Here is a 20272-nt window from a genome sequence, read left to right as displayed (position 1 = left end):
ACTCGAAATATAGATAAATTTCCGTTTCAATAATGGTTAAAATTCCCATCGTGACATAAATCACATTATTAACGTTTAGTATGATAAATAGTTGGGAGTGCAGCTAGTCAACTCAATCGTATTTAGAAGCCTTTAAATAGACTGGAGATAACCTAAAATCCTGCAGTTAAGATGAAAGCCATACAATTAGAAACTATCCAATATGAATGAGTTTTAAGTTAGTTGTTAAAATGCCTAACACAATGATGTAGCTAAGCCACTTGCCAAACACCTCAAGTTAAAAGTAACGCTCGCAAATTTCAGCTCAATTGATAAAAGTGCAAATTGGCAATACATAACAAGAACATTGCAGCTCTCTCTAGAGCATCAAACTTAAACTAATTCTCATAAACAATAGTTACACAAAAACGTTGACCCCGAACTAACTTGGACCAAATCCAATATGTTTCATTCGGACCAATTGAAGGAGCGCCCTTTCTCCCTGAATATCAAACATTAACAGGGTCACCTGTTTACTGTTAGGTGCGTCACGGATCGCGCTAGCCAATAATGCCAATGCGGAACAACGACCTAATGTTCCCCATAAATCATTGATCAAAGTCGGCTGTTGAGGGTTTTCGAAATATTCCGCGCGCGCACCTAACGCGAAGCCATAATCTTCAGTGTGAGATCTGAGATTAGTCATGTCAGTGAATACAGGTCCAAAATTTTTGATCTTACGGCTCGCATTTCTCACTAACTTCATCATTGTTCTACGAGTTGTGTTTGCGGCTTCTAAGTCAAAGTAACCTAATTGCGCCAAGGGCTTAAGTTTTAACGTTTTAACCAAATTGTTTCGACACAAAATGACTCCAGCCCCTCCCTCGCTTGGAATAATCCCCCAAGGATTAGATGAGCTCATTACCTGTCCGGCATCAATTAAACCGCTAAGGTCATCGACAAGTGAGTCCACCGAAATGCTCATAATTGCGTCAAATTGGTTCAATTTCGCTAATGATGTCGTTAAATGTGACGGCCCACTTTGTTGAACAACTTCATAATGTGAGATTGAATCGCAATGCCTACATTCATTTAACCACTCACTTATCGCAACAACAGAAAGAGCCTCCGGTATATTAACTAGTAGAGGAATAGGCTTTAATACTTTAGGCAATTGTTTCAAAAGAGACCCAATTAAGCTCTCAATAAGCTCTTTACACTTATCAAACAATGATGTCTTCGAAGTGTATTCAATATTGGCGAAGGTGAACCTTTCTATTCCATCCAAGTCCACTTTCTGGTCAAACCTTCCCAAATCCGCTTTGGCGACTGTTGTGGCGATATCAAGGTTCATGCCGGTTGGTGTCATGGCCTCCATCCCAATAACAAATCGTGCTGAATTGTTATTCATTATCGGAAAACTCCTGTTTTTTATGAATCTTCGTTGACACTAACAGGTGCTCCTCACCTTGACATGGAAACGCAGCGCTATAGCTGATTGAAAGTGTGCGAGTCTCGGTATCGATGAAAACGGTAGAAATAAACATATCAGCTTGATAATTAGCATTTTTGAACTGCGCTTCTGCGACATACATTTCCTGAGGGAAGCGGAAAGAGAGCGAGTCATCATGACAAAACCCACTCATCATCAAACGTTCGCCGCCAGATATGAGGCCTTTGCATTGTTGGTCTTGTGGTGCGCTCTGATAAAAACGCTGATCAAAATCTACCGGATAGAGAGGCCTTCTATGCTCTAACCAATCGTCATCAAAAGTACCAGCGTATCGCTGCCGCGCTCCAAAAAATGGCGCTAACGGACCAAACCCCGCAACTCGAGTGTTCTTTGACGTTGCACTCCAATCCTCTGTTGGATAGAAAACAGAAGGAACCTTCTGTTTTAATAGTTCACCTTTGCTATCAGCAACTCCTCCACCGAGTCGATTTCTTAAATCGCCGCCTATGGCACATGAGAAATCGATCTCTTTTTCGACAAATGGGAGTGGTTTACTCAATGTTACACTGCCACCATGCTCAATCCATTGCCTATCACCAAGTACCGAGATGGTTTTATCAATGTGACCGTCAATCAAAAGCCGACACTCGTGGTACGTAACTGCCTTTTTTGCATAGCTTCGTGCCTTTCCGAAAATCAGCACATCAGTATTGGCTTTGACTATGGCAAATTCATGGTCTACTTTCATGGCGGAGAGCCCCGCTTCACCCAAATAAATCGGATCGTCGTAAATCTCTGACTCTTCTTGCTCCGTCCAAACTGAATCTACGAGTTTCCAAGAGCGTTTTCCAACAACAACCCACACCTCATCGCCATTCTGATCTCGTTGGAATCTGCCTTTAATAGAAAGGTCAGGATGATTCTCAATATCCCACAACTGCATTATTATTCCTTAAATTGAACCTTTCTGAGGCTGCTGAATTCTGAGTTAATCGTGTGATATTCCAGTTTTGTTGATGAGCAGGCATAGTAAAATCCCAAGGAATGTATGATCGAGTGTGAAGACAAACCTGTCGCCAAATCCAAACCCTAAATACGGTACTAACCTGAGTATCGAACATGGCTTGTATACTGGTTTCTAAGGTCAAAGGTTGCCCCATTCGACTTGGTGATACTTGTATGTAAGCACCACTTTCAACCCACTCTGTTAACTTTATGAGTATTTCATCCCATTCAATGTCGAGGCCAAAATTTTCTGGTGTCACTGGCATACGTTGTCCATAGACAATATAGAGCGCCTGAACCCATTGCTCGCCATCGAACTCATCAAGGCTTAACATCAATTCAACTATTTCAGGAACGTGCTCATTCAGGCCATGTAAAACAAACTCAATTGGCGCCAGCGCACCGCTCGTATCAAACTTGGAAAACTCTTTGAGTTCTAAAAGTTTGGCAAAAGTAATGACTTCAGGATCAAAGACACCATCGACGGATACACCGAACTCCTTACGAAACCATGTATTCCTGTCTTCCTTCGCAAGTAATCGTTCAAACAAATTCTGACTGCCCGCAGTATTTTCAACTAACCAAATGACGCTCTCTGAATCATTTTGTAAAGATAAAAACGAATGCGTTTTATGATCGGAAAATCGTTTATCTTTGAGCCAACGTTTTAATAAACCGACAGTAATACTCTGACGTAACTGTATGCATTCAAGGAAAAGTAAGGGAAGCTTACAACCACCTTCAACCATTCCGATGATCACAGAGTCGATGTCTGATAATGATGACTGGACCAACAACAATTTTGTGGTTTGATAATCTAAATCACCCAGTATAGATAAACCACAAAGCAGGTTTTGCTGGTCTTGACCAAGCTCAGAACTCAACATCAACCAAGCATAAATAGCCGGTTCGCTCTGCTTTAATTGATGTATTAACCCTGGAGCTAAACGATAGAAAGACAAATAAACATTTTTTAAATCTTTAATCTGACGCTCAGCCAGCGCTAAATACTCCAGTTTAACGCTTGGGTATCCCCTTTTATGTACTTGTAAGCGTTGCTTTAACAAGAAACCGAGTGTCTCCGAAGCCAGTGACAGCTTTTCATTACACATATCCAGCCACTTGATAGGAAGCTCGTCCAATAAAGCGAGCGTACTTTCCGCATTAGTGATGGCGAGTTCCAAATCTTCATTAGTAATCGGCTGGTTTAGTTGATCAATACCTATTTTTTGACGCATCCGTGAATCCAATCTAGTAACACGATCAATTGATCGCGATGGTGCCGCCTTGAATTTTTTGAGCCTTCTCTGCTTGGGAAGTCACATATTTGGCTTTGGTGGTAATTCGGCCATCACGGCCGCTGTAACGAGTCTCTGTTTCGCCACTTCTCACAATTAACTCTTGTTCCGTTTCAATAACCATTTTCTTTGCTCTCAGTACAAATTCATCAGAATCATCTAGAATGGAGAAAAAGATATCTGTGACTAAAGGGAGATTAAAATCGTTATTTAAAAATTCGATACGACATGAAAGTTTGTTATCAATAGCAAGTTGTAACTCGGCTAATTTGAACCCCCGCCCCAACCTCGCATTTATTGGTTGCTGTAAAGGGTTACCTTCGAAATCGACACGAACACCACTTTTAGATTCGTTAATCGATACAATTGTTCCAAAACGCGAAAAGCAAGCCGTTGATTCGGCTTGCTGTTCGGTGATGGTTTGGATAATTTGGGTTTGTTTTTCCATCATTAATTGATCGCTACGTTTCCACCTTTGACTACAACTTTATCGCTTCCTTCAATGGTTATTGAAGAACCGGACAACTTGATAGAACCATCACTATTCATCACTAATGAAGACCCACCCGTTTTGAGTACTATCTTGTCGCCGCTTATGATCTGGGTCGCACCATCGGCTTTGTATGAAGTATTTCCTTTAACAGAAACCGTTAAGTTGCCACCAACCGTTTGGTTATCATCGGCTCCTATATCAGAACTTTTTGATGCACCAACCGTTAAATTGCTGTTTTCACCCACATCCAAGTCATCATTCTTACCAATCTTGGTAATTTGATTATCTCCAATTTCTAAATCAGAGTTGTTCTTAACATATTGAGTTTCATTAGCGTTGTAAGTAACAGATACATCTTGTTCGACAGTTTCAGTAAACGTGCTGTTAACTTGGGTAGTCTTGTGCCCGTCAATGGTCTCTTTGTGATCACCGTGAACATCATTCGTCTGATGGCGCGCAACCTTTAAAAACTCATCTTGGCCTATGTCGCGATAGCGGTTATTTAAAACCTTGGTCGACATGTCCTTTTGCGCATGAATGTAGACTTCTTCTTGGTTAGCTTCATCTTCAAAGCTCAACTCGTTATAGCCAGTCCCTTTATGCGTTTGAGTTCTGAAAGTTGTACGCGTTTTGTTCTCTGGTAACGAATAAGGGGGATAATGAAGCCCGTTATAAACTGCGCCAGTAACTAAAGGCCTATCAGGGTCTCCCTCTAGGAAGGTAACAACCACCTCATGGCCGATGCGAGGTAGGTATACCGCCCCCCAAGTCGGTGCAGCCATTGATTGGCTAACTCGAATCCAACAACTCGAATGCTCATCGCTCTCGCCATAACGGTCCCAATGGAACTGGACTTTGATTCGCCCAAGCTTATCGGTATAGATCTCTTCACCTGCAGGCCCCACGACAACCGCTGTTTGCGTACCTTCAACCAAAGGAGCTTCAAGTTTTGGAGCTCTAAACTCAACATGTCTAGGAATACACGCGAACTGATTATGATATGTAGTTGGCAGACCATTAGTTTCGTCTTCATGCACCTGAGGGTCATGACCACTATGCATCACCGACAGCATGAGGTAATCGCGGTTGATTGCCGAACGTGGATGCTCACTGATACTAAAACTGTATCCAGACGCCAGTCTCATGACATTACTGGTCGCCTCTACTTGCTGATTATCTACAACGTGCTCTGACATCCATTCATTTGATCTTACTTGCCCCATTGCTGGGTCAACGTAACGTCCTGGAAAATCGAATAATTTCAAATCTAAATCGAGTTCGCCGGAACTGCTCATTTCCTGAGGGATCTTCGGAAACTCGTAGTTATAGTCAGTGTAAGTAACGTGTCCGGTTTTCACTCGATTCACGAGTTCAAGGTCAGAGATATGCTCGCGGTCTGCAACACCGCCACCATCCGCATGATAAACAATAGGGCCTAAATAAGATCCGTTTAGTGGCGTGCTCAATAACTCAGCGATTGCATCATTACTGTCGACAATAACCATTGTGTGGTTAGCTTCTGTATGTTCGAAGTAGTACCACATGCCGTGTTCGGCCAGAATTCTCTGAACAAATTCAAGGTCAGTCTCTCGATATTGCAACACGTATTCTTTTGAAGGATATACACCAGACAGTTCGAATCGATAATCGGTCACTGACGCATCATCTAAAACTTCAGAAATGATCGCCGACGCTGATTTTTGTTGAAAAATACGGCAGTCTTGTCTTTGGCTCAAAAACCAAGCTTGTGGAACAAGAGTCAATTGGTAACGAGAGAATCTCCTGCCCGAACCAAGGTAACGCACCTCATTAACCACGCCGTGAAAGCATCTCGCAGAACTGACGCCTTGACCGTATAGAGTCAAACTACCTGGTTTACGGATGAGTGCGTCAAATGAGATATCAGGATCAAGTGAAAGTAATGATAGGCTGATTTGAAAAGGCTTTGAAAGCTCTTCGATTACCTGAAAGCTCTCCACACGAAAATCATGCGTGGAGCCTTGCAGTTCAAACTTAAATTCTACGTCATTCACCATATCTTTTACCTGATACTAATAATAGAAATAGGGCCAACAGTAGTTGTTGACCCTTTGTTTTTCACGAAAAGCGATTAAGCTTCGCGTGGAGCACGCCAGTCATCATTACCAGCAGTACCACAGTTTTCGTGAGTAACTTCGATTGCACGGTAAGTCAGCTTAAGTACTTCTTCAGTTACACGATCTGAAGTTGCAGCGTCTTGACAGTGATTCATACGAGTTTGAATATCTACTAGTAGTGCATCAATTAACTTGATTGAGTAGTAGTGCTCTTGCTTACCTTGTACTGAAGTACGGTAAAAACGGATTACACACTCAGGAAGCTTTTCGCCAGACACTAATGCGTTGAATAACAGAGGTGAACAACGGTCTTGTACTTTAGTTACTACTACCGGACGGTGAACACGTTGACCTGTTGGCTGACCACTTTGTGGGTCACGTGGAACTGTTAGTACGTGATCAAGTTCTTGAACTAGGAACTCATCAACGTGAGCTTCTTGCCAAGTGTTACCTACAGAATCTGCAGAGTAAGTATCTTTAGTAATGTGACCTTGAGTTTCACCATTGATAGACATATATGCTGGAGTTGGCATCGATATTTCCTTTTTAAAATTTATAATTCATTAATTCACCAAATCGCTTATCACCGCGACTGATTAAGCTAATACAAACATCATGCCAACTTTATAAAACCAATAAATACAGATAGTTACAATAAATTATCCGTTATAAATATTATATTTAACAACAATTTGTTGTTTAGAAAAACGATTTATTGAACGTGGATACTAATAAATTGAATTTAAAAACAAAGGCAAAATAACTATCTCGAAGATTAGAAATAAAGTCAAAAAAACTAGCAATTAAATCATAACGCCTAGACTATTTATTATTTTGAACGGGATTTTGAATATTAGTCAGATAAAAAGCCAAAACAAACAATAAAAGTAACCAATAAACAATAGTAAATTCATCACCGAATAAAAAACCAGTTATCAATTTTAGTATAATTGCTGCATCCCATATACATAACTAATAGAACTAAAATGATAAATATAAACCTTTCCTCTTTAATACAACGTCTGCACCCTATTGTAAAAGTCGCTTTAGAGGACGCCGCTGCATTAGCCGTATCGGAAAAAGCCAATGAAGTGCAAATTGAACACTATCTATTAAGCTTATTAGAAAGGCCAAATAGTGATTTTGATATCTTATTAAGTCATTTCGATTGCTCAGAGACCATTTTAAGGCAATCCATTCGTTCGACTTTAGATACCAACACAACAGGCAACGGCAGCAAGCCCGTTTTTTCTTCGCTTTTAATCGAATGGCTTCAAGAAAGTTGGTTGGTCTCATCTTTAGATCTATCCGAAACTCAGATTCGCTCTGGCGCCCTACTTCTTACACTCGTGAGTAACCCACTACGCTATGGTCAGCACGGCTACGCTTCAATCTTAGACGGTGTAAACCCAGATACCTTAAAGCGTAACTTTTCTGAACTCACAACAAACTCTCTAGAATCTTTAGCAACGACATCAGAAAAAACCGACACACGTGAAGATGGTTCGGCATTAAGTAAATTCACCACCGACTTTACCGGCAAAGCAAGAAAGGGCGAGATCGACCCAGTATTCTGCCGTGATCAGGAAATCCGACAAATAATCGACATATTGGCGCGACGCAGAAAAAATAACCCAATCGCCGTAGGTGAGCCGGGAGTTGGTAAAACAGCGGTGGTAGAGGGTCTTGCATTAAAAATTACCGAAGGAGATGTTCCAGACTGCCTCAAAGGTGTTGAACTATACGGCCTAGACATGGGCTTACTTCAAGCAGGAGCGAGTGTAAAAGGTGAGTTTGAAAAACGCCTTAACGCAGTACTAGATGAAGTGAAGAATTCACCGACTCCAATCATTTTATTTATAGATGAAGCTCACACGCTAGTTGGTGGAGGCAATCAAGCTGGAGGCAGTGATGCTGCCAACCTACTTAAACCCGCTCTAGCACGTGGTGAAGTAAAAACAATTGCTGCCACCACATGGTCTGAATACAAGAAATATTTCGAAAAAGATCCAGCTCTGGCGCGCCGTTTCCAACTAGTAAAACTCGATGAGCCATCAGCTAGTCAAGCCGCATTGATCATCCGAGGCTTAAGACCAGCCTATGAAAAATCACATAACGTGTACGTACGTGACGACGCAATCACTGCCGCAGCAAACTTAGCTGATCGTTACATCACTGGACGCCAACTGCCAGATAAAGCAATCGACGTGTTAGATACGGCTTGTGCTCGCGTCAATATTAGCCTTAATGCAACACCGGCACCTGTCGAAACATTGCATCAAGAAATTGCGGCTGCGAACCGCGAACTCGAAGCTCTTGAGCGTGACCAACTGCAGCAAACCGGTGACAAACACAGCGCCGCTTTAATTCCTGATCTAAAAGAGAAGATTGAAAAGGCCACCGAAGAACAAGCTACCCTTCAAGTTCAATGGAAGAAAGAACAATCTCTTATTCAAGAAATCATTGAACTGCGTAGCCATCTTTATAGCCTTACTACTCCTTCGACTGAAGAAGACAGCGCTCCTATAGCTGACAATACGGTTCAAGATGATGACGCACTAACAAGTGACAAACCAAATTGTCATGAATATTCTGAAGAGCAGACTCGCGAAGCTATTCAATCTTGTAACGAACGTTTAGATAACGTGCGCGGTACCAATCCACTCGTTCACTATGAAGTGGGTCCCGACGAAATTAGTCATGTAATTTCTGATTGGACAGGCATCCCTATGGGTAAGATGCTTCAAGATGAGTCGCAAGCAACCTTAAACTTGAAACAAAACCTAATCCAAAACATTAAAGGCCAAGAATTTGCCATTGATGCGCTTGCTGAAGGTATTCAAACCGCAAAAGCGGGATTAGGTAACCCAGATGCACCAACGGGTGTTTTCTTATTGGTTGGCCCAAGTGGTGTAGGTAAAACAGAAACCGCTCGCGCTATCGCTGATCAGATGTTTGGTGGTGAACGCTTCATGACAACCATCAACATGTCTGAGTACCAAGAGAAACACACGGTTTCTCGTCTTATTGGTTCTCCTCCTGGCTATGTTGGTTTTGGTGAAGGCGGTATGCTGACCGAAGCAGTTCGTCAGCGCCCTTACTCTGTTGTTCTTTTAGATGAAGTTGAAAAAGCAGATCCAGAAGTACTCAACCTGTTCTACCAAGTGTTCGACAAAGGCACGCTAAATGATGGCGAAGGTCGTACCATCGACTTCAAAAATACACTCATCATCATGACAAGTAACCTTGCGACTCATGAGATTGAGTCTTTAGTTCACCAAGCGAAAGACATTGATGCCAATATCGTCGCTGAAGCCATTCGCCCAACGTTGAATCAACACTTCAAGCCAGCCTTGTTGGCTCGTATGTCCGTGTTGCCATTCCTTCCTCTTTCAGACGCAGCAATGACTGATATCATCCATCATAAACTGAAGAAAGTGTCTGAGCGCCTGCAAAGCCACCACAAACTGGCACTTTGCTATGGTGATAACTTAGTGGAATTCGTATTAGGCAACTGCCGCCTTGCGGAGACGGGAGCTCGAAATATTGATGCCGTTATTAACCGTCAACTATTGCCGCAGCTTTCGACTCAACTACTGGTGAATGACAAGGATGATTCACATACTCAAATTGACGTTTCTGTGGACGAGCAAGGAACTCTAACCTATGCGTTCAGCTAACCATAGTGAGCTTAGTAACGCCCTACTTGCGATCAGCCAATCTCTGGCTGATCGCAGCCAGTTAGCTCAAACTTTGGATGCCGTTCTCACAGCAGCAAGGCAAATGACTTTCGCGAAACATGGCATCATTTACGTGCTTGACCAAACCGGTCAAGCCTTGATTCCAAGTACCGCGCATCACCATGAAAAAGTCATCGCCTCACATCCTTGGGAGCCACTGCAGTTAGACACAGTAAGTGAAGCCGACCCATTCAACTTCGCCGTACGTAACGGCGAAGTTGTCTTGATCAATGAGCTATACACTTACAATGGTTATGACTGTGAAAGCATCTATCAAACCGAGCAAACATTAGGTCTAAAAAGCAATAACTTACTTGCTTGGCCATTGATTGATGATGAAAGCAAAACTATTGGATTGTTGGTTTTGCTTGATTTAAGCGTTATCGATAACGAAACCGCACTTACCGAGTTTTGCCGAATGGCGGCAAGTAATATTCGCCATGCCATTTGGTTAGAGCAATATGGTCAAGTGATTAAGAGTTTAAGCGCCGATAACCAAGCGTTGGTTCGTGAAAATACTCAGCTAAAGAAACGGACAAAGAAAACCTATCAAGGTCCGATCGCTGAAAGTGAAGAGATGGTCAATGTATTGAGCCGACTTGATAAGGTGCTCTCTTTGCCTGTCGACGTCTTACTTAGAGGCGAGACGGGTGCGGGTAAAGAAGTCATTGCAAAATACATTCACGAAAACTCGAATCGTTCTGACCAAGCATTAATCGTTCAGAACTGTGCCGCAATTCCTGAACAACTTCTGGAATCCGAACTTTTCGGGCACAGAAAGGGCTCATTTACCGGTGCAGACAAGGACAAAGTTGGCTTATTTGAAGCAGCAAACGGTGGCACCCTGTTCCTAGATGAAATTGGCGATATGCCAATGCTACTTCAAGCTAAACTGCTGCGTGTGTTACAAGAGCGTAAAGTTCGCCCTGTAGGCGCCAGCAGAGAGATTGAAGTGGATGTTAGAGTCATTGCCGCGACGCACTGTAACCTAATGCAGCAGATTAAAGACGGAGGCTTTAGGGCCGATTTATTCTACCGCTTGAACGTATTTCCCATCACCTTACCACCACTGAGATCCAGACAAGCGGACATTATCCCACTTGCCGAGCACTTTGTTCAGCACACCACGACGATGTTAGGCTTGCCTCAATCACCGGGATTGAGTGCTAATGTGAGAAACCAGCTACTTACTTACACCTACCCCGGTAACGTACGCGAGCTTAAGAACATCATCGAACGCTCGGTCCTGCTTTCCGATTTCGAAACCATTACTCAGATTGAGTTTGGTGAACAGATCCCTGAAGAGGTAGAACACCATCAAGTCGTTGCTCCAGTTACATCGGCAATACAGCCCACGCTTGAACCTGAACCTCTAGGAGATGACGATGTCGCTGTTGGCCTAAAAGAGGTCGTCAGCCAGTACGAACGTACCGTAATTATTGACTGCTTAAATTCTTGTAATTGGCACACAAAACGGGCAGCTGAGCAGTTGTCACTCCCGTTAAGTACTCTCAACCATAAGATGAAGAAATACGACATTTCTGCAGCGGGTTAAGCGAGAAAATCTTACTTCAGTTTCCATTGATAAGAAAAAAAACCGCCCGAAGGCGGTTTTTTATTTACTTAAAATCCATTTGTTTATCAATTCAATTTGGCGCTCACTTAGCCTAGTTGGTTTAGCTTCGCCTGCTGCCAACCATTCTAAAATAGGTGAAATATCAGAGTAAGTTTTTCCGTAGCGCTCTGCTATTTCTCTTTTCGAAGATAAGTCTGTTTTATCCTCTATTTTCAGAATCTCTTCAGCCCCTTTGATATGTTCTTCTTTGCATGAATACCAAGTTGCAGGAACGTCTTCACGGTCAACGGCATGCAGATTGAGCCTGAATTTTTCTGATTGCGAATGTAAACCTGACCCAGTAGGCCCAATGAGCTCAAGTTGAAGGTCGATATATGTGTGAAAATTATCAACTAACTTCTCAACTCTCTTAAATGGTTTAAGCCCAGCTACTTTTGAGCCCAGTGCATTGACATATTCAGGCTTGAAAATCTGGGCATAAATATCCGTCTTCTGCCTTAATCCAACAAAGTTGGTTATGGCATGACTTTTAAGTTCATCCGAACTCATTCTTGAATAAGATTGACGTAAGCTCTCAAGCTGAATGGAGAGCTCGGTTTTTAATGGTGTTCCATTCTTTTGTGTGGTCATTACGTCAAACTGCCATTCATTATCATTTTCAAGAATAATGCCTATTCGATATAACTCCTTTTGACCCAAAGCAAACTGAGTCCCACCTGATACGCCAGCTAGAAAATCAATATTGTTCGTAAACTCGGCTTCTCTCAATTTGGCCTCAACACCTATCACTTTGCCAGGCGCGAATCCTAGGTTACTGAAATGTGTATCAGGACAATGTTTAGTCTTAACGATCGCTAGGCAATTGACCCACTTACTCCAGTCAAAACCCTCAACCTCTTTGTTGTAGTACCGCTCAAAATCAGAGTATTTACCGTCAAGACCTTTCTGCATTATATGGAGCTCAACGGTCGGATCATCAAACACTTTAGGGAAACTGCCTTGGTCTGAACCCGGTTTAGGCGCTGATAGGAAACTTTCTGAAACTAACAAGTGATCAGCATGCCTAACATCCTTATTTTTACCAAATTGATAAAGTCGAGAGGGGCTTAGTGAGAGATTGAATGTAGAAATCCCCCATGTCCCCCAAAAGTTATAATTAATAGGTTCAGATGAATCATTAACCCCTTTGATGCCCGCCAGATACTCATACTCTAGAGGCAACTCACCAGAGCGTAATTCTCTATTTTCTTCTTCAAACAAGTGGTTCAAATATATGTTTTTCGTCGAATCTGACGGAATCCACGGTCTTGTACCTTTAATTTTATTGACACCAAAAACAAAAGACGGTTCGATAATGACGCCCCAAGTTTCATCATCAGATTGCTGGTTAAGAAGCGCTTTTTCCTTAGAAGTCAAACTTAACTTATCGACTATCGGCTTAATATCTCGCAGGTACTCTGAACTTTTATTAACGATTTTTGAGCGTTTTAGCACTGCATCTGTTAAGCCTGAGTAATTCGACCAATTCCAGCGAGCTTGAACCTCAATTCCTACTCGATGCAATAAGCGACGCTTTTCTTCAGATATCGACTCTACAGCTCCCTTAGCCAAGACGACGATAATCCTAACTTCATCAAATGGTGACAAAGATCCATGCTCTTCTAGGAATTCATCCATTGCTATCCATTCTTTTGGTGCTCCGTCACGAGCCGTTTTAACGGATATTGATTGCTTAGCTCCTTTGTACAACGCTTCCAGATCGTCAGTTTTGAAGGGAATTTCAAACATTTTGACAAGCGCTTCTGTATTAGCGGATACCGTGTAATGAATCGGGCTGTATTCCATAAATGGTCTTGGGCTTTCACTATCCTCAGCGTCAGAGTACCAATCGCTCAACTGTCTGCCCGCAATGCTTGCCCCTAGTTGTGCGTAAGCAGAATAAGTACTGGCTTTTAGGAGTGATAACTCAGCTTGTGCATAGTCTGAATCCATAAAGAACTCATCAAGGTGTACCATACCAAACCCATTTTCATTAAGTTGCCACTGATCGTTGAGCAAAAAAAGTTGAATGTAATCATTAATATTTTCTATCGAAACGTTGCTATGTTCGCCTGACATTTCTTGATAGTTTCGTTCAAGCAATAATCGACTCAAGCCATTCAGCGCGTGAGCACGTTTGTAATAACTTGACTTCATCTCGTCAGAGAGGCTTTCTGAACCAAATGACAGTATTTGTTCTTGAGAGACAATATTTTGGTATTGTATTTTTTCAAGATTATTTCGTAGCTTTAAAGTGTCTGCTTCTTCATTAATCAAATCATAAAGATTTGAGAACACCGAAGAACCTGCCTTGCCTACCGTATAAATAAAGTTAGCAGTAGCTCCCAAAGGCGTTACTGAAGCCACATCAAGGGCAGTATCAAGGGCAGTATCAAGGGCAAGTTCTATTGCATCTAAAGTGGCCGCGTCAAGCTGCATCTCATTAGCAATCATCATTTGACGAGACTTTTCGACGACGGTTAGTCCACCTCGAGAAACTGGGTAATCTAAGATTGCTTCAAAATGAAGCAGTAAGTCGACGCGACGATTGCGCCGGCGTTGATCTTCAGAATCATTGGGGACAAGCGGTTCTCGCTCACCTAGACCAATGGCACGTATGCACGTTTTCCAAACAGCCTGGTTAGACGTAATCCCTTCTAATATACATTCTCGTATATAACTCGCTCGTTCTTCTGACAAAGTCTGGTTGTATTCGATCGACCCGCGCGAACAAGTGTGACCCTTTATCGTAATTGGAATCGGGCGGTGTATTTGCGATAGTATCCCCCCCAATTCAATTAAGTTGGCTCTAGCTTTAGGGTTATTTGAGTCGCTACGGTCAAAAGCAAACGTCGTGCTTCTTAATTCGAATATGTGTCGCCCTTTTTTAACCTCGGTATTTAATGAAAGCTCATCGTTGTCTCCAAGCTTGGGCAGTAGATTTTTGAGTTGTTCAAGTGCCTTAGTCTCTGCGTCCAAAAGTGCCTTATCACCAATACTGGCCAAAGATTTCATTCCAGGCTGCTGTACAGTTGCAAGGTACTCAAGCACAACAGAATCAAGCCTTTTGCTCGCCTTATCGTCTTTGTTGTAAGCCTCTACTAAGTTCCCACCTTTAATGACGACATCAGCCAAAGTGTAACCTTTACCGATCTTTTCCGCTATTTGAGTGTTTTGTAATAACTGACGCCACTGCGAAGGTACTTCAATCAAATTGATCTTTTCTTTCAACTTGTCAAATAAGATATTGCCTTTGTCACCGAACAACTTAATCATATCGATTTGACTCTGGCCAAATGCGGCCGTGTTCGCTGAAAGATCATTAGCTTTGCTGATAACGGATAAACAAGCCTCTGTCGCACCCGCAATATTTCTCATTTCGCTATCAGCACTGCCACCAACAGAAGCCGCAGCAACCTTGGCAACAGTTTGCCAACTTAACTTGTGTTGCATCGTTTGGGCTGCACTTTCAATGTACGCTTTATTGTTTTGTACACTGTGCCATATCTGAGGAGCAATCGCGTTTTTTGGCTCACTGGCGAGTTTTTCAGGCAAATCAGTTGGGCTTTGTTTCAGTTTTTCCAGCAAATTGGGATAAAGGTGAGGGGCTTGATTGAACAGTGCTTCCTCTACCGAGATAGGATCACCGTTCACCAAAGCACTGCGCCCAAGCGGAGTTGAGATCGGTAAGTGCAAAACCCGTTCGCAAAAACTGTATTTCTGGATTTTAGTATCTTGCCAAAAGTCTAGCGCACTACCCTCTCTAACGGTGGAGAGATCAATATCAAAACGACAATGCTGGTTCGCCTCCTCGAGCTTAAACACCGAATCGGAAATTACCCAAAACGTAGCGCTATAAATGTTTTTTTCTTGACCGTCAATATCTTTGAATTTCACTTCTTTAACAGTGCTCACCGCAGTTAAATTACTGCCTTCTGTATCCCCTTTAATTCGCAACTGTGAAGGGAAATTCGACAGCGTAACCGTCGCACCAACGAAGTTGGCATCAGAAAAATGCACCACAATCGTAAATGTCTGCGGTAAAACAATGGCATTTAGCGTATTCAGTTGCTCTGTCTCGATCGAATCCTCAAGCTTACCGATAGCAGCAGCATAGCGTTTATCACTGACCTCCTTACTTGGTAATAGAGCTGTAATGGGAAAATCTCTTTGATTAGCCTTTGTGAAATAGTTTTCGTCAGGCTCAGTTTCTGCTCCTGATATAAGTGAATTATACAAATTCGCCAGCCATTTACCTTCTTTGCCCTCTTCACTCATAAGATGAATTGGCGCTAAATAAGGCGGAAAAAATAGTAAGCGAGAGTGACCAGAGGCAAACGTTGTCACGGATGCAGGATTACCTTGCAATGGCAAATCTTGCCCCAAATCTAATGATTCAGGTGCGTTAAAATAGGTGATTTTCCCGAGTGTATCACTGTACAGTAACGCCGCTTTCGGTGGTGTTTGAGTTTGGTGTCCTTCGCCATCATAGCTGACAGCCCTAGTTTCACGGTCGTCTTTATGCGCGAAACACACATTACGTAATGGAAAATATCGACTATTTGGTACTGGTCCCTTGTCATCAAAAAGTTGACCCAGGAGGTAAACACCACTGACTTTAAGGTTTGATTTCGCCATGAAGTTTATTCCTTATTTAGCTTTATTTGAGTGACAGTATGCCGTCACAAAATGATCGCCTTGTCTTTCAATTTGGCATGTGCGCTCACAACGTCGGATTTCAAGTGATGTCCATTTTCCATAATCTATTTCTTTACATTTTTCTTGCTGTGCTTCCTGATAACGGGCGAAAGCTTGTTTGTATTGAGCGTGGTCTGGTAAGGCTGGGAATTCCTGACGTAAATCATAATCAGAAAAGTCAGGCTGCAAACTCGCTGGAACATAAAGGGAGAAGCCATTAACACTATCGCCTTCTTCAGGCGGTTTATACTGGTAGGCTAGTTCATCAATCGGCGCGCTCTCATCTGCCTGACGCGCTCTATACAGTCTCGGGGTAGGCGCATCATCGCCACTTAATACGCCGAGTTGCAACGTATAGCGACTGTCTTTGTTTGCTAAAGGTACGGCTTTGTCGGTTGCTCGAGTATTAAATGAACGATAACCATCCTTGGTGTTGCAAGTCAACGCACCACCATCCTCCCGCCAGTAGATATAATCTGCAACGGCATTGTACTTTCTGCGCTCTTCGGCTAAATAACATTCCTTAGGGTAATAACGCTCCTCCTTGTAATGTTGCCAGTCGCCAACTTGATAGACGAGATTGGTTTCCTCATCGGCCCGACCTAATACAATTTTGTTATGGGAAGTTCTTGCTGTTACTAGTAACTGTTTTCCTTGATTCAAAAGTTGCACTCTTATAGGTTCATCATAAGCATGCTCGTTACCATCCAGCCATTTCTTTCTCAGTTCAGGAGAATCCGGGTTAGGTACAGCCAACGGCAGATCACTCATAACCATGCTGTTGGTATCAAATTCATACGCCTTACCGAGTTTCGACATGTAAGCTTTACTGCTGTCAGGCAACCAGCCACCAAAGTTACAATCACCCCCGAAGCGTTCGATTTGGCGGGTTTTAAGGTCTGCAACGGCACAACCTTTTAACGATGCGAATAACCCCATGTTAAAAAATAAGAAGCGACCATTTGGTGAGCGCTGCGGGCGCAAGTTTTTGGTAAAACCAACTAGGCTGCCAACTTCTTCTGGAGTCAACAAGGTTTGCAGGTTGCTGCCGTCTAAATTCATGGTGTATAAACCAGCTTGTTTGCGGTTTTCAGCACGATAAATCTGCGTGATGATTTGCGGCTTGTCTCCGGGATTGTCCCACTGAGCCAACGGCACGGTGCGTGGGTCTGCGACTTCCAATATCCAATCAGCTCGCTCTGACGTCCTATCAACAAAGAGCCCCATCGAGGAAACAACCGTGTTTAACGCCTTGTTATATTTTTCTTGCTCCGCTTGTGCAACAGCTATGTCATCTAACCATTGCTGAACTTGTGGGCTAAAGGCAATGCCTACCCCGACGCCCCCAATAGCAAATGCGATCAAGCCACAGACGACTTTTTTATTCATAACTTACATTCCTAATTCTTGTTTCCATAGCGACATATATTGGCTGAGATTATCTTCTGCATTCAGCTCTTGTTCGCTGCGTTCTGGCTCGGGTTCTACCCTTTCCGCCATTTGAGTCGGAGTCGACCAATTCTGTATTTGCTCAAGAGTTAAGTCTTGAAAAACCAGTTCCGAGTGATGGGTATAACCTGGAGAGGTGATCTGTAAAGTGAATTTTCCTTTTGGGGGAAAACCACCGAGCTGCGCCGTTGCAAAATGTGGGTTTTCTTGGTCATATTGAAGCGCTTCACTCAGTACCCAATCACTTTCACTATCAGATATCACCGCATAATGAATGACAGGGGTATTAAAATCGATCAGCCCGGTTTCAACTGATAATTGAAAACCACTGTTTTTTCCATCCACATAAGCAATCACGGTGTTGCTCTGGTCATAACTGCGAACGATGGCTTGTTGATCACTCAGCCATGGCATGTCGTCTTCGGTTACTTTGTGGATGGCTGCGCTGTCTACATCGGAGGTGAATTCTTGTGCACTGAATGACTGTGCATCACTGTAACTGCTTAATTCATCTAATGGCGTGCTGGATTTATCTAGCAAAGCAGCATCCGATTCTAATGCTTCAATTTGAGCAAAGCGCTTTTGCTTTGGTGAAAAAATGATCTTGAGTCCATTTTCTCCCTGTTGGACTTCACCCGATATTTTGTAAGGTGCCCAGAAATGCGCCATGGCAAAACCGCTTGCGCTTCTTTGTATTACCTGAGGTGTATCTTTTTTCTTTTCTTCTTGCTCTAGGGTACGGTAATACTCGACGTCAACGTCTTGGTAGTAACCTTTCTCGTTTATCCCCATCTCTCGCCAAAGCTTCCCTTTCCAAAAAACATAAAGAAAACCACCACATAGATCAGAAGCTTTTGCCTTTTCACTGCTGCCATCTAAGTAAGCTAATGGCCTCACCGGCACCAAAACGTTATCCCACTCATCCATCTGAGTTTCTTTCTCAACGGGTTTCAGGTCTTCTGCGAGTTTAAGCAAGATTGGCTGAGGCTGGTCAAAACAAGGAATTTTGATATAGAGCGTTTTCCCCTCTACTTCAAGATCTTTAAATGTAGCTAGGCTTCGGTGCTTATTTTCTCGATCTGGCTTACCTACCGTCACTTTTTCTTTTTGAGTATCTGTTTTTCCCAACATCAAACATGCTGCATTGCTAGACCACTGCCCTGCAAACTCAACGACGATTTTATGTTCAGGGGAAGGTTCAACCGGTGAGAAGCTGTAGTGACGTGCCAAAGGTACATCATCGACAACTTGCTGGTAGTTGGCTTTGTGAACACGCTCTCCAGTGCTCTTACTCACCCTGTCGACATGTAACTTCAGTCGAGGGAAGCTTGCTAGTTGCTTACTCGTTAGTGGACTACGTCTCACATTGGATGAAAGACAAACCCAGTTCGCTTTTACAAGTTCTACTCGAATAGCATTGAGCAGGCTGTGGACATTTTTTTTAGCCGACGCAGTAATCTGCTGAACCAGAGTGCTTGGTAACTGAGCCAAGATGTTTTTAGGGGTGCGCACACGCGAAAATAGCCCGATACACTCATCCGGTGTTAAGACATATTGAAGGTCGTTCGTACTGAGAGACGAACTAGATATAAATTTGCAAACTAAGTGCATTTGGATTCTCCACAACCTACAGGTATATATAGTTGCGGTGATAACTAAGCTGATAAGGCTTAAAAAACGATTTGGTTAAATAAATTCTACGCGTAATGGTTATAAATTTCAATAGATTAGAAGGAGTATCGTCAAAAACCATAACACTAGCAATAAAGCTAATTAAACAGGATAAATAGTCATTTCGTCTGACCAACTAAAAAGGCAAATCAATTTGAACGGATGTCACATAACAATCATTTCATTGCGTACTTAAGTAAATACTAACTAGACCAAGCACACATATCTGGTGGAAGCATTTCATCGATTTAGAAGGTTATATTGAGCATTTTCTCATCTGTAAAAAAGAAAAAAAGTGGGAATAAATTCCCACATAAACTTAGCCAATATAAATAGGATTTATTTTGGAACACTAAATTGGCTTAAAAGGGCGGTACTAAAGTACCAAAATGCAGAACACCACATCAAATAACGATGTGATATAAACACTATATATATTATGCATTTAATATCAAGATGGCAATTTTATAGAGATAACACCAAAAACTACTATGCAAAATATCTATACAATTGCCATTCTGATTACATCACCAGTTATATTAGTTATCCGACTAAAAATATGACTAAATAATGAAATAGGAAAAACAAAATAATTTTCATTTCAATGACTCAGCATCACTAAACTAATCAATATTAGTCACTGCTGTACAACAAAATCGACTTGAGGAGAATAGAAATGATTAAGTCCACTGTGCATATTCAAATTTCTACAACCTGTAGTGGCTTTGTTTCCTAATTGGATCTCAGATAGAAACGGCCAGTATGGGTGATTATT

10 protein-coding genes and 2 pseudogenes are annotated in these 20272 nt (G+C 42.4%); 3 read left to right on the top strand and 9 right to left on the bottom strand.

The genetic code is table 11. The features are described 5' to 3' along the window. Positions 1-421: 421 nt before the first annotated feature. The 6 genes from ACED45_RS14370 to ACED45_RS14345 all read right to left on the bottom strand — a co-directional run bounded on the left by ACED45_RS14370 (position 422) and on the right by ACED45_RS14345 (position 6857). Entirely contained in the window at positions 422-1390 is a 969-nt protein-coding gene (locus ACED45_RS14370; RefSeq protein WP_371714312.1) for a hypothetical protein, read from the bottom strand. Further along, positions 1383-2375 (bottom strand): DUF2169 family type VI secretion system accessory protein, encoded by a 993-nt coding sequence (locus tag ACED45_RS14365; protein WP_371714311.1) that lies wholly within the window; start codon positions 2373-2375, stop codon positions 1383-1385. The genes ACED45_RS14370 and ACED45_RS14365 overlap by 8 nt, the downstream gene beginning before the upstream one ends. After that, the gene (locus ACED45_RS14360) at positions 2356-3675 is read right to left on the bottom strand and encodes a hypothetical protein (protein WP_371714310.1); all 1320 of its coding nucleotides are present in this window, start codon (positions 3673-3675) and stop codon (positions 2356-2358) included. The genes ACED45_RS14365 and ACED45_RS14360 overlap by 20 nt, the downstream gene beginning before the upstream one ends. Before the next feature lie 25 nt (positions 3676-3700). Beyond that, positions 3701-4186 carry a hypothetical protein gene (locus ACED45_RS14355; protein ID WP_017062589.1) on the bottom strand — a complete coding sequence of 162 codons (486 nt, stop codon included), beginning with the start codon at positions 4184-4186 and terminating at the stop codon, positions 3701-3703. Further along, complete coding sequence (gene tssI, locus ACED45_RS14350) at positions 4186-6264, bottom strand: type VI secretion system Vgr family protein (protein ID WP_371714309.1); 2079 nt, start codon at positions 6262-6264, stop codon at positions 4186-4188. Before tssI ends, ACED45_RS14355 begins: the two co-directional genes overlap by 1 nt. Positions 6265-6338: 74 nt before the next feature. Then, on the bottom strand, positions 6339-6857 hold the full coding sequence (locus tag ACED45_RS14345; protein WP_012600867.1) for an Hcp family type VI secretion system effector: 519 nt from the start codon (positions 6855-6857) through the stop codon (positions 6339-6341). A 453-nt stretch (positions 6858-7310) separates the two neighbouring features. Between ACED45_RS14345 and tssH the strand changes: the two genes are divergently transcribed. The 3 genes and pseudogenes from tssH to ACED45_RS14330 form a co-directional block, all read left to right on the top strand. Then, positions 7311-10004, top strand: coding sequence for a type VI secretion system ATPase TssH (gene tssH, locus ACED45_RS14340; protein ID WP_371714308.1), 2694 nt, complete (start codon positions 7311-7313; stop codon positions 10002-10004). After that, a pseudogene (locus ACED45_RS14335) lies at positions 9991-11371 on the top strand (sigma-54-dependent Fis family transcriptional regulator); the annotation flags it as partial. The gene tssH and the pseudogene ACED45_RS14335, both read left to right, overlap by 14 nt. 83 nt (positions 11372-11454) lie before the next feature. Next, a pseudogene (locus ACED45_RS14330) lies at positions 11455-11619 on the top strand (helix-turn-helix domain-containing protein); the annotation flags it as partial. A gap of 60 nt (positions 11620-11679) precedes the next feature. Here ACED45_RS14330 and ACED45_RS14325 read toward each other — a convergent pair. Genes ACED45_RS14325 through ACED45_RS14315 form a run of 3 tightly spaced genes read right to left on the bottom strand, consistent with a single transcriptional unit; the run spans position 11680 to position 19437 of the window. Further along, positions 11680-16317 carry an OmpA family protein gene (locus ACED45_RS14325; RefSeq protein ID WP_371714307.1) on the bottom strand — a complete coding sequence of 1546 codons (4638 nt, stop codon included), beginning with the start codon at positions 16315-16317 and terminating at the stop codon, positions 11680-11682. Positions 16318-16329: 12 nt separating this feature from the next. Next, the gene (locus tag ACED45_RS14320; RefSeq protein WP_371714306.1) at positions 16330-17766 is read right to left on the bottom strand and encodes a hypothetical protein; all 1437 of its coding nucleotides are present in this window, start codon (positions 17764-17766) and stop codon (positions 16330-16332) included. A 3-nt stretch (positions 17767-17769) separates the two neighbouring features. Continuing rightward, positions 17770-19437 (bottom strand): hypothetical protein, encoded by a 1668-nt coding sequence (locus ACED45_RS14315; RefSeq protein WP_371714305.1) that lies wholly within the window; start codon positions 19435-19437, stop codon positions 17770-17772. Between the last annotated feature and the right edge of the window lie 835 nt (positions 19438-20272).

It is taken from the genome of Vibrio crassostreae, assembly GCF_041439375.1.
GTDB lineage: Bacteria > Pseudomonadota > Gammaproteobacteria > Enterobacterales > Vibrionaceae > Vibrio > Vibrio crassostreae_D.
The sequence above is the reverse complement of the archived record's forward strand: the minus strand, read 5'-3'. Positions and strand labels throughout refer to the sequence as shown.

What these genes read in the sequence shown, in the direction of transcription:
- ACED45_RS14370 (WP_371714312.1), bottom strand. Translation starts at nt 1,390, where the DNA reads ATGAATAACAATTCAGCACGATTTGTTATTGGGATGGAGGCCATGACA.
- ACED45_RS14365 (WP_371714311.1), bottom strand. Translation starts at nt 2,375, where the DNA reads ATGCAGTTGTGGGATATTGAGAATCATCCTGACCTTTCTATTAAAGGC.
- ACED45_RS14360 (WP_371714310.1), bottom strand. Translation starts at nt 3,675, where the DNA reads ATGCGTCAAAAAATAGGTATTGATCAACTAAACCAGCCGATTACTAAT.
- ACED45_RS14355 (WP_017062589.1), bottom strand. Translation starts at nt 4,186, where the DNA reads ATGATGGAAAAACAAACCCAAATTATCCAAACCATCACCGAACAGCAA.
- tssI (WP_371714309.1), bottom strand. Translation starts at nt 6,264, where the DNA reads ATGGTGAATGACGTAGAATTTAAGTTTGAACTGCAAGGCTCCACGCAT.
- ACED45_RS14345 (WP_012600867.1), bottom strand. Translation starts at nt 6,857, where the DNA reads ATGCCAACTCCAGCATATATGTCTATCAATGGTGAAACTCAAGGTCAC.
- tssH (WP_371714308.1), top strand. Translation starts at nt 7,311, where the DNA reads ATGATAAATATAAACCTTTCCTCTTTAATACAACGTCTGCACCCTATT.
- ACED45_RS14325 (WP_371714307.1), bottom strand. Translation starts at nt 16,317, where the DNA reads ATGGCGAAATCAAACCTTAAAGTCAGTGGTGTTTACCTCCTGGGTCAA.
- ACED45_RS14320 (WP_371714306.1), bottom strand. Translation starts at nt 17,766, where the DNA reads ATGAATAAAAAAGTCGTCTGTGGCTTGATCGCATTTGCTATTGGGGGC.
- ACED45_RS14315 (WP_371714305.1), bottom strand. Translation starts at nt 19,437, where the DNA reads ATGCACTTAGTTTGCAAATTTATATCTAGTTCGTCTCTCAGTACGAAC.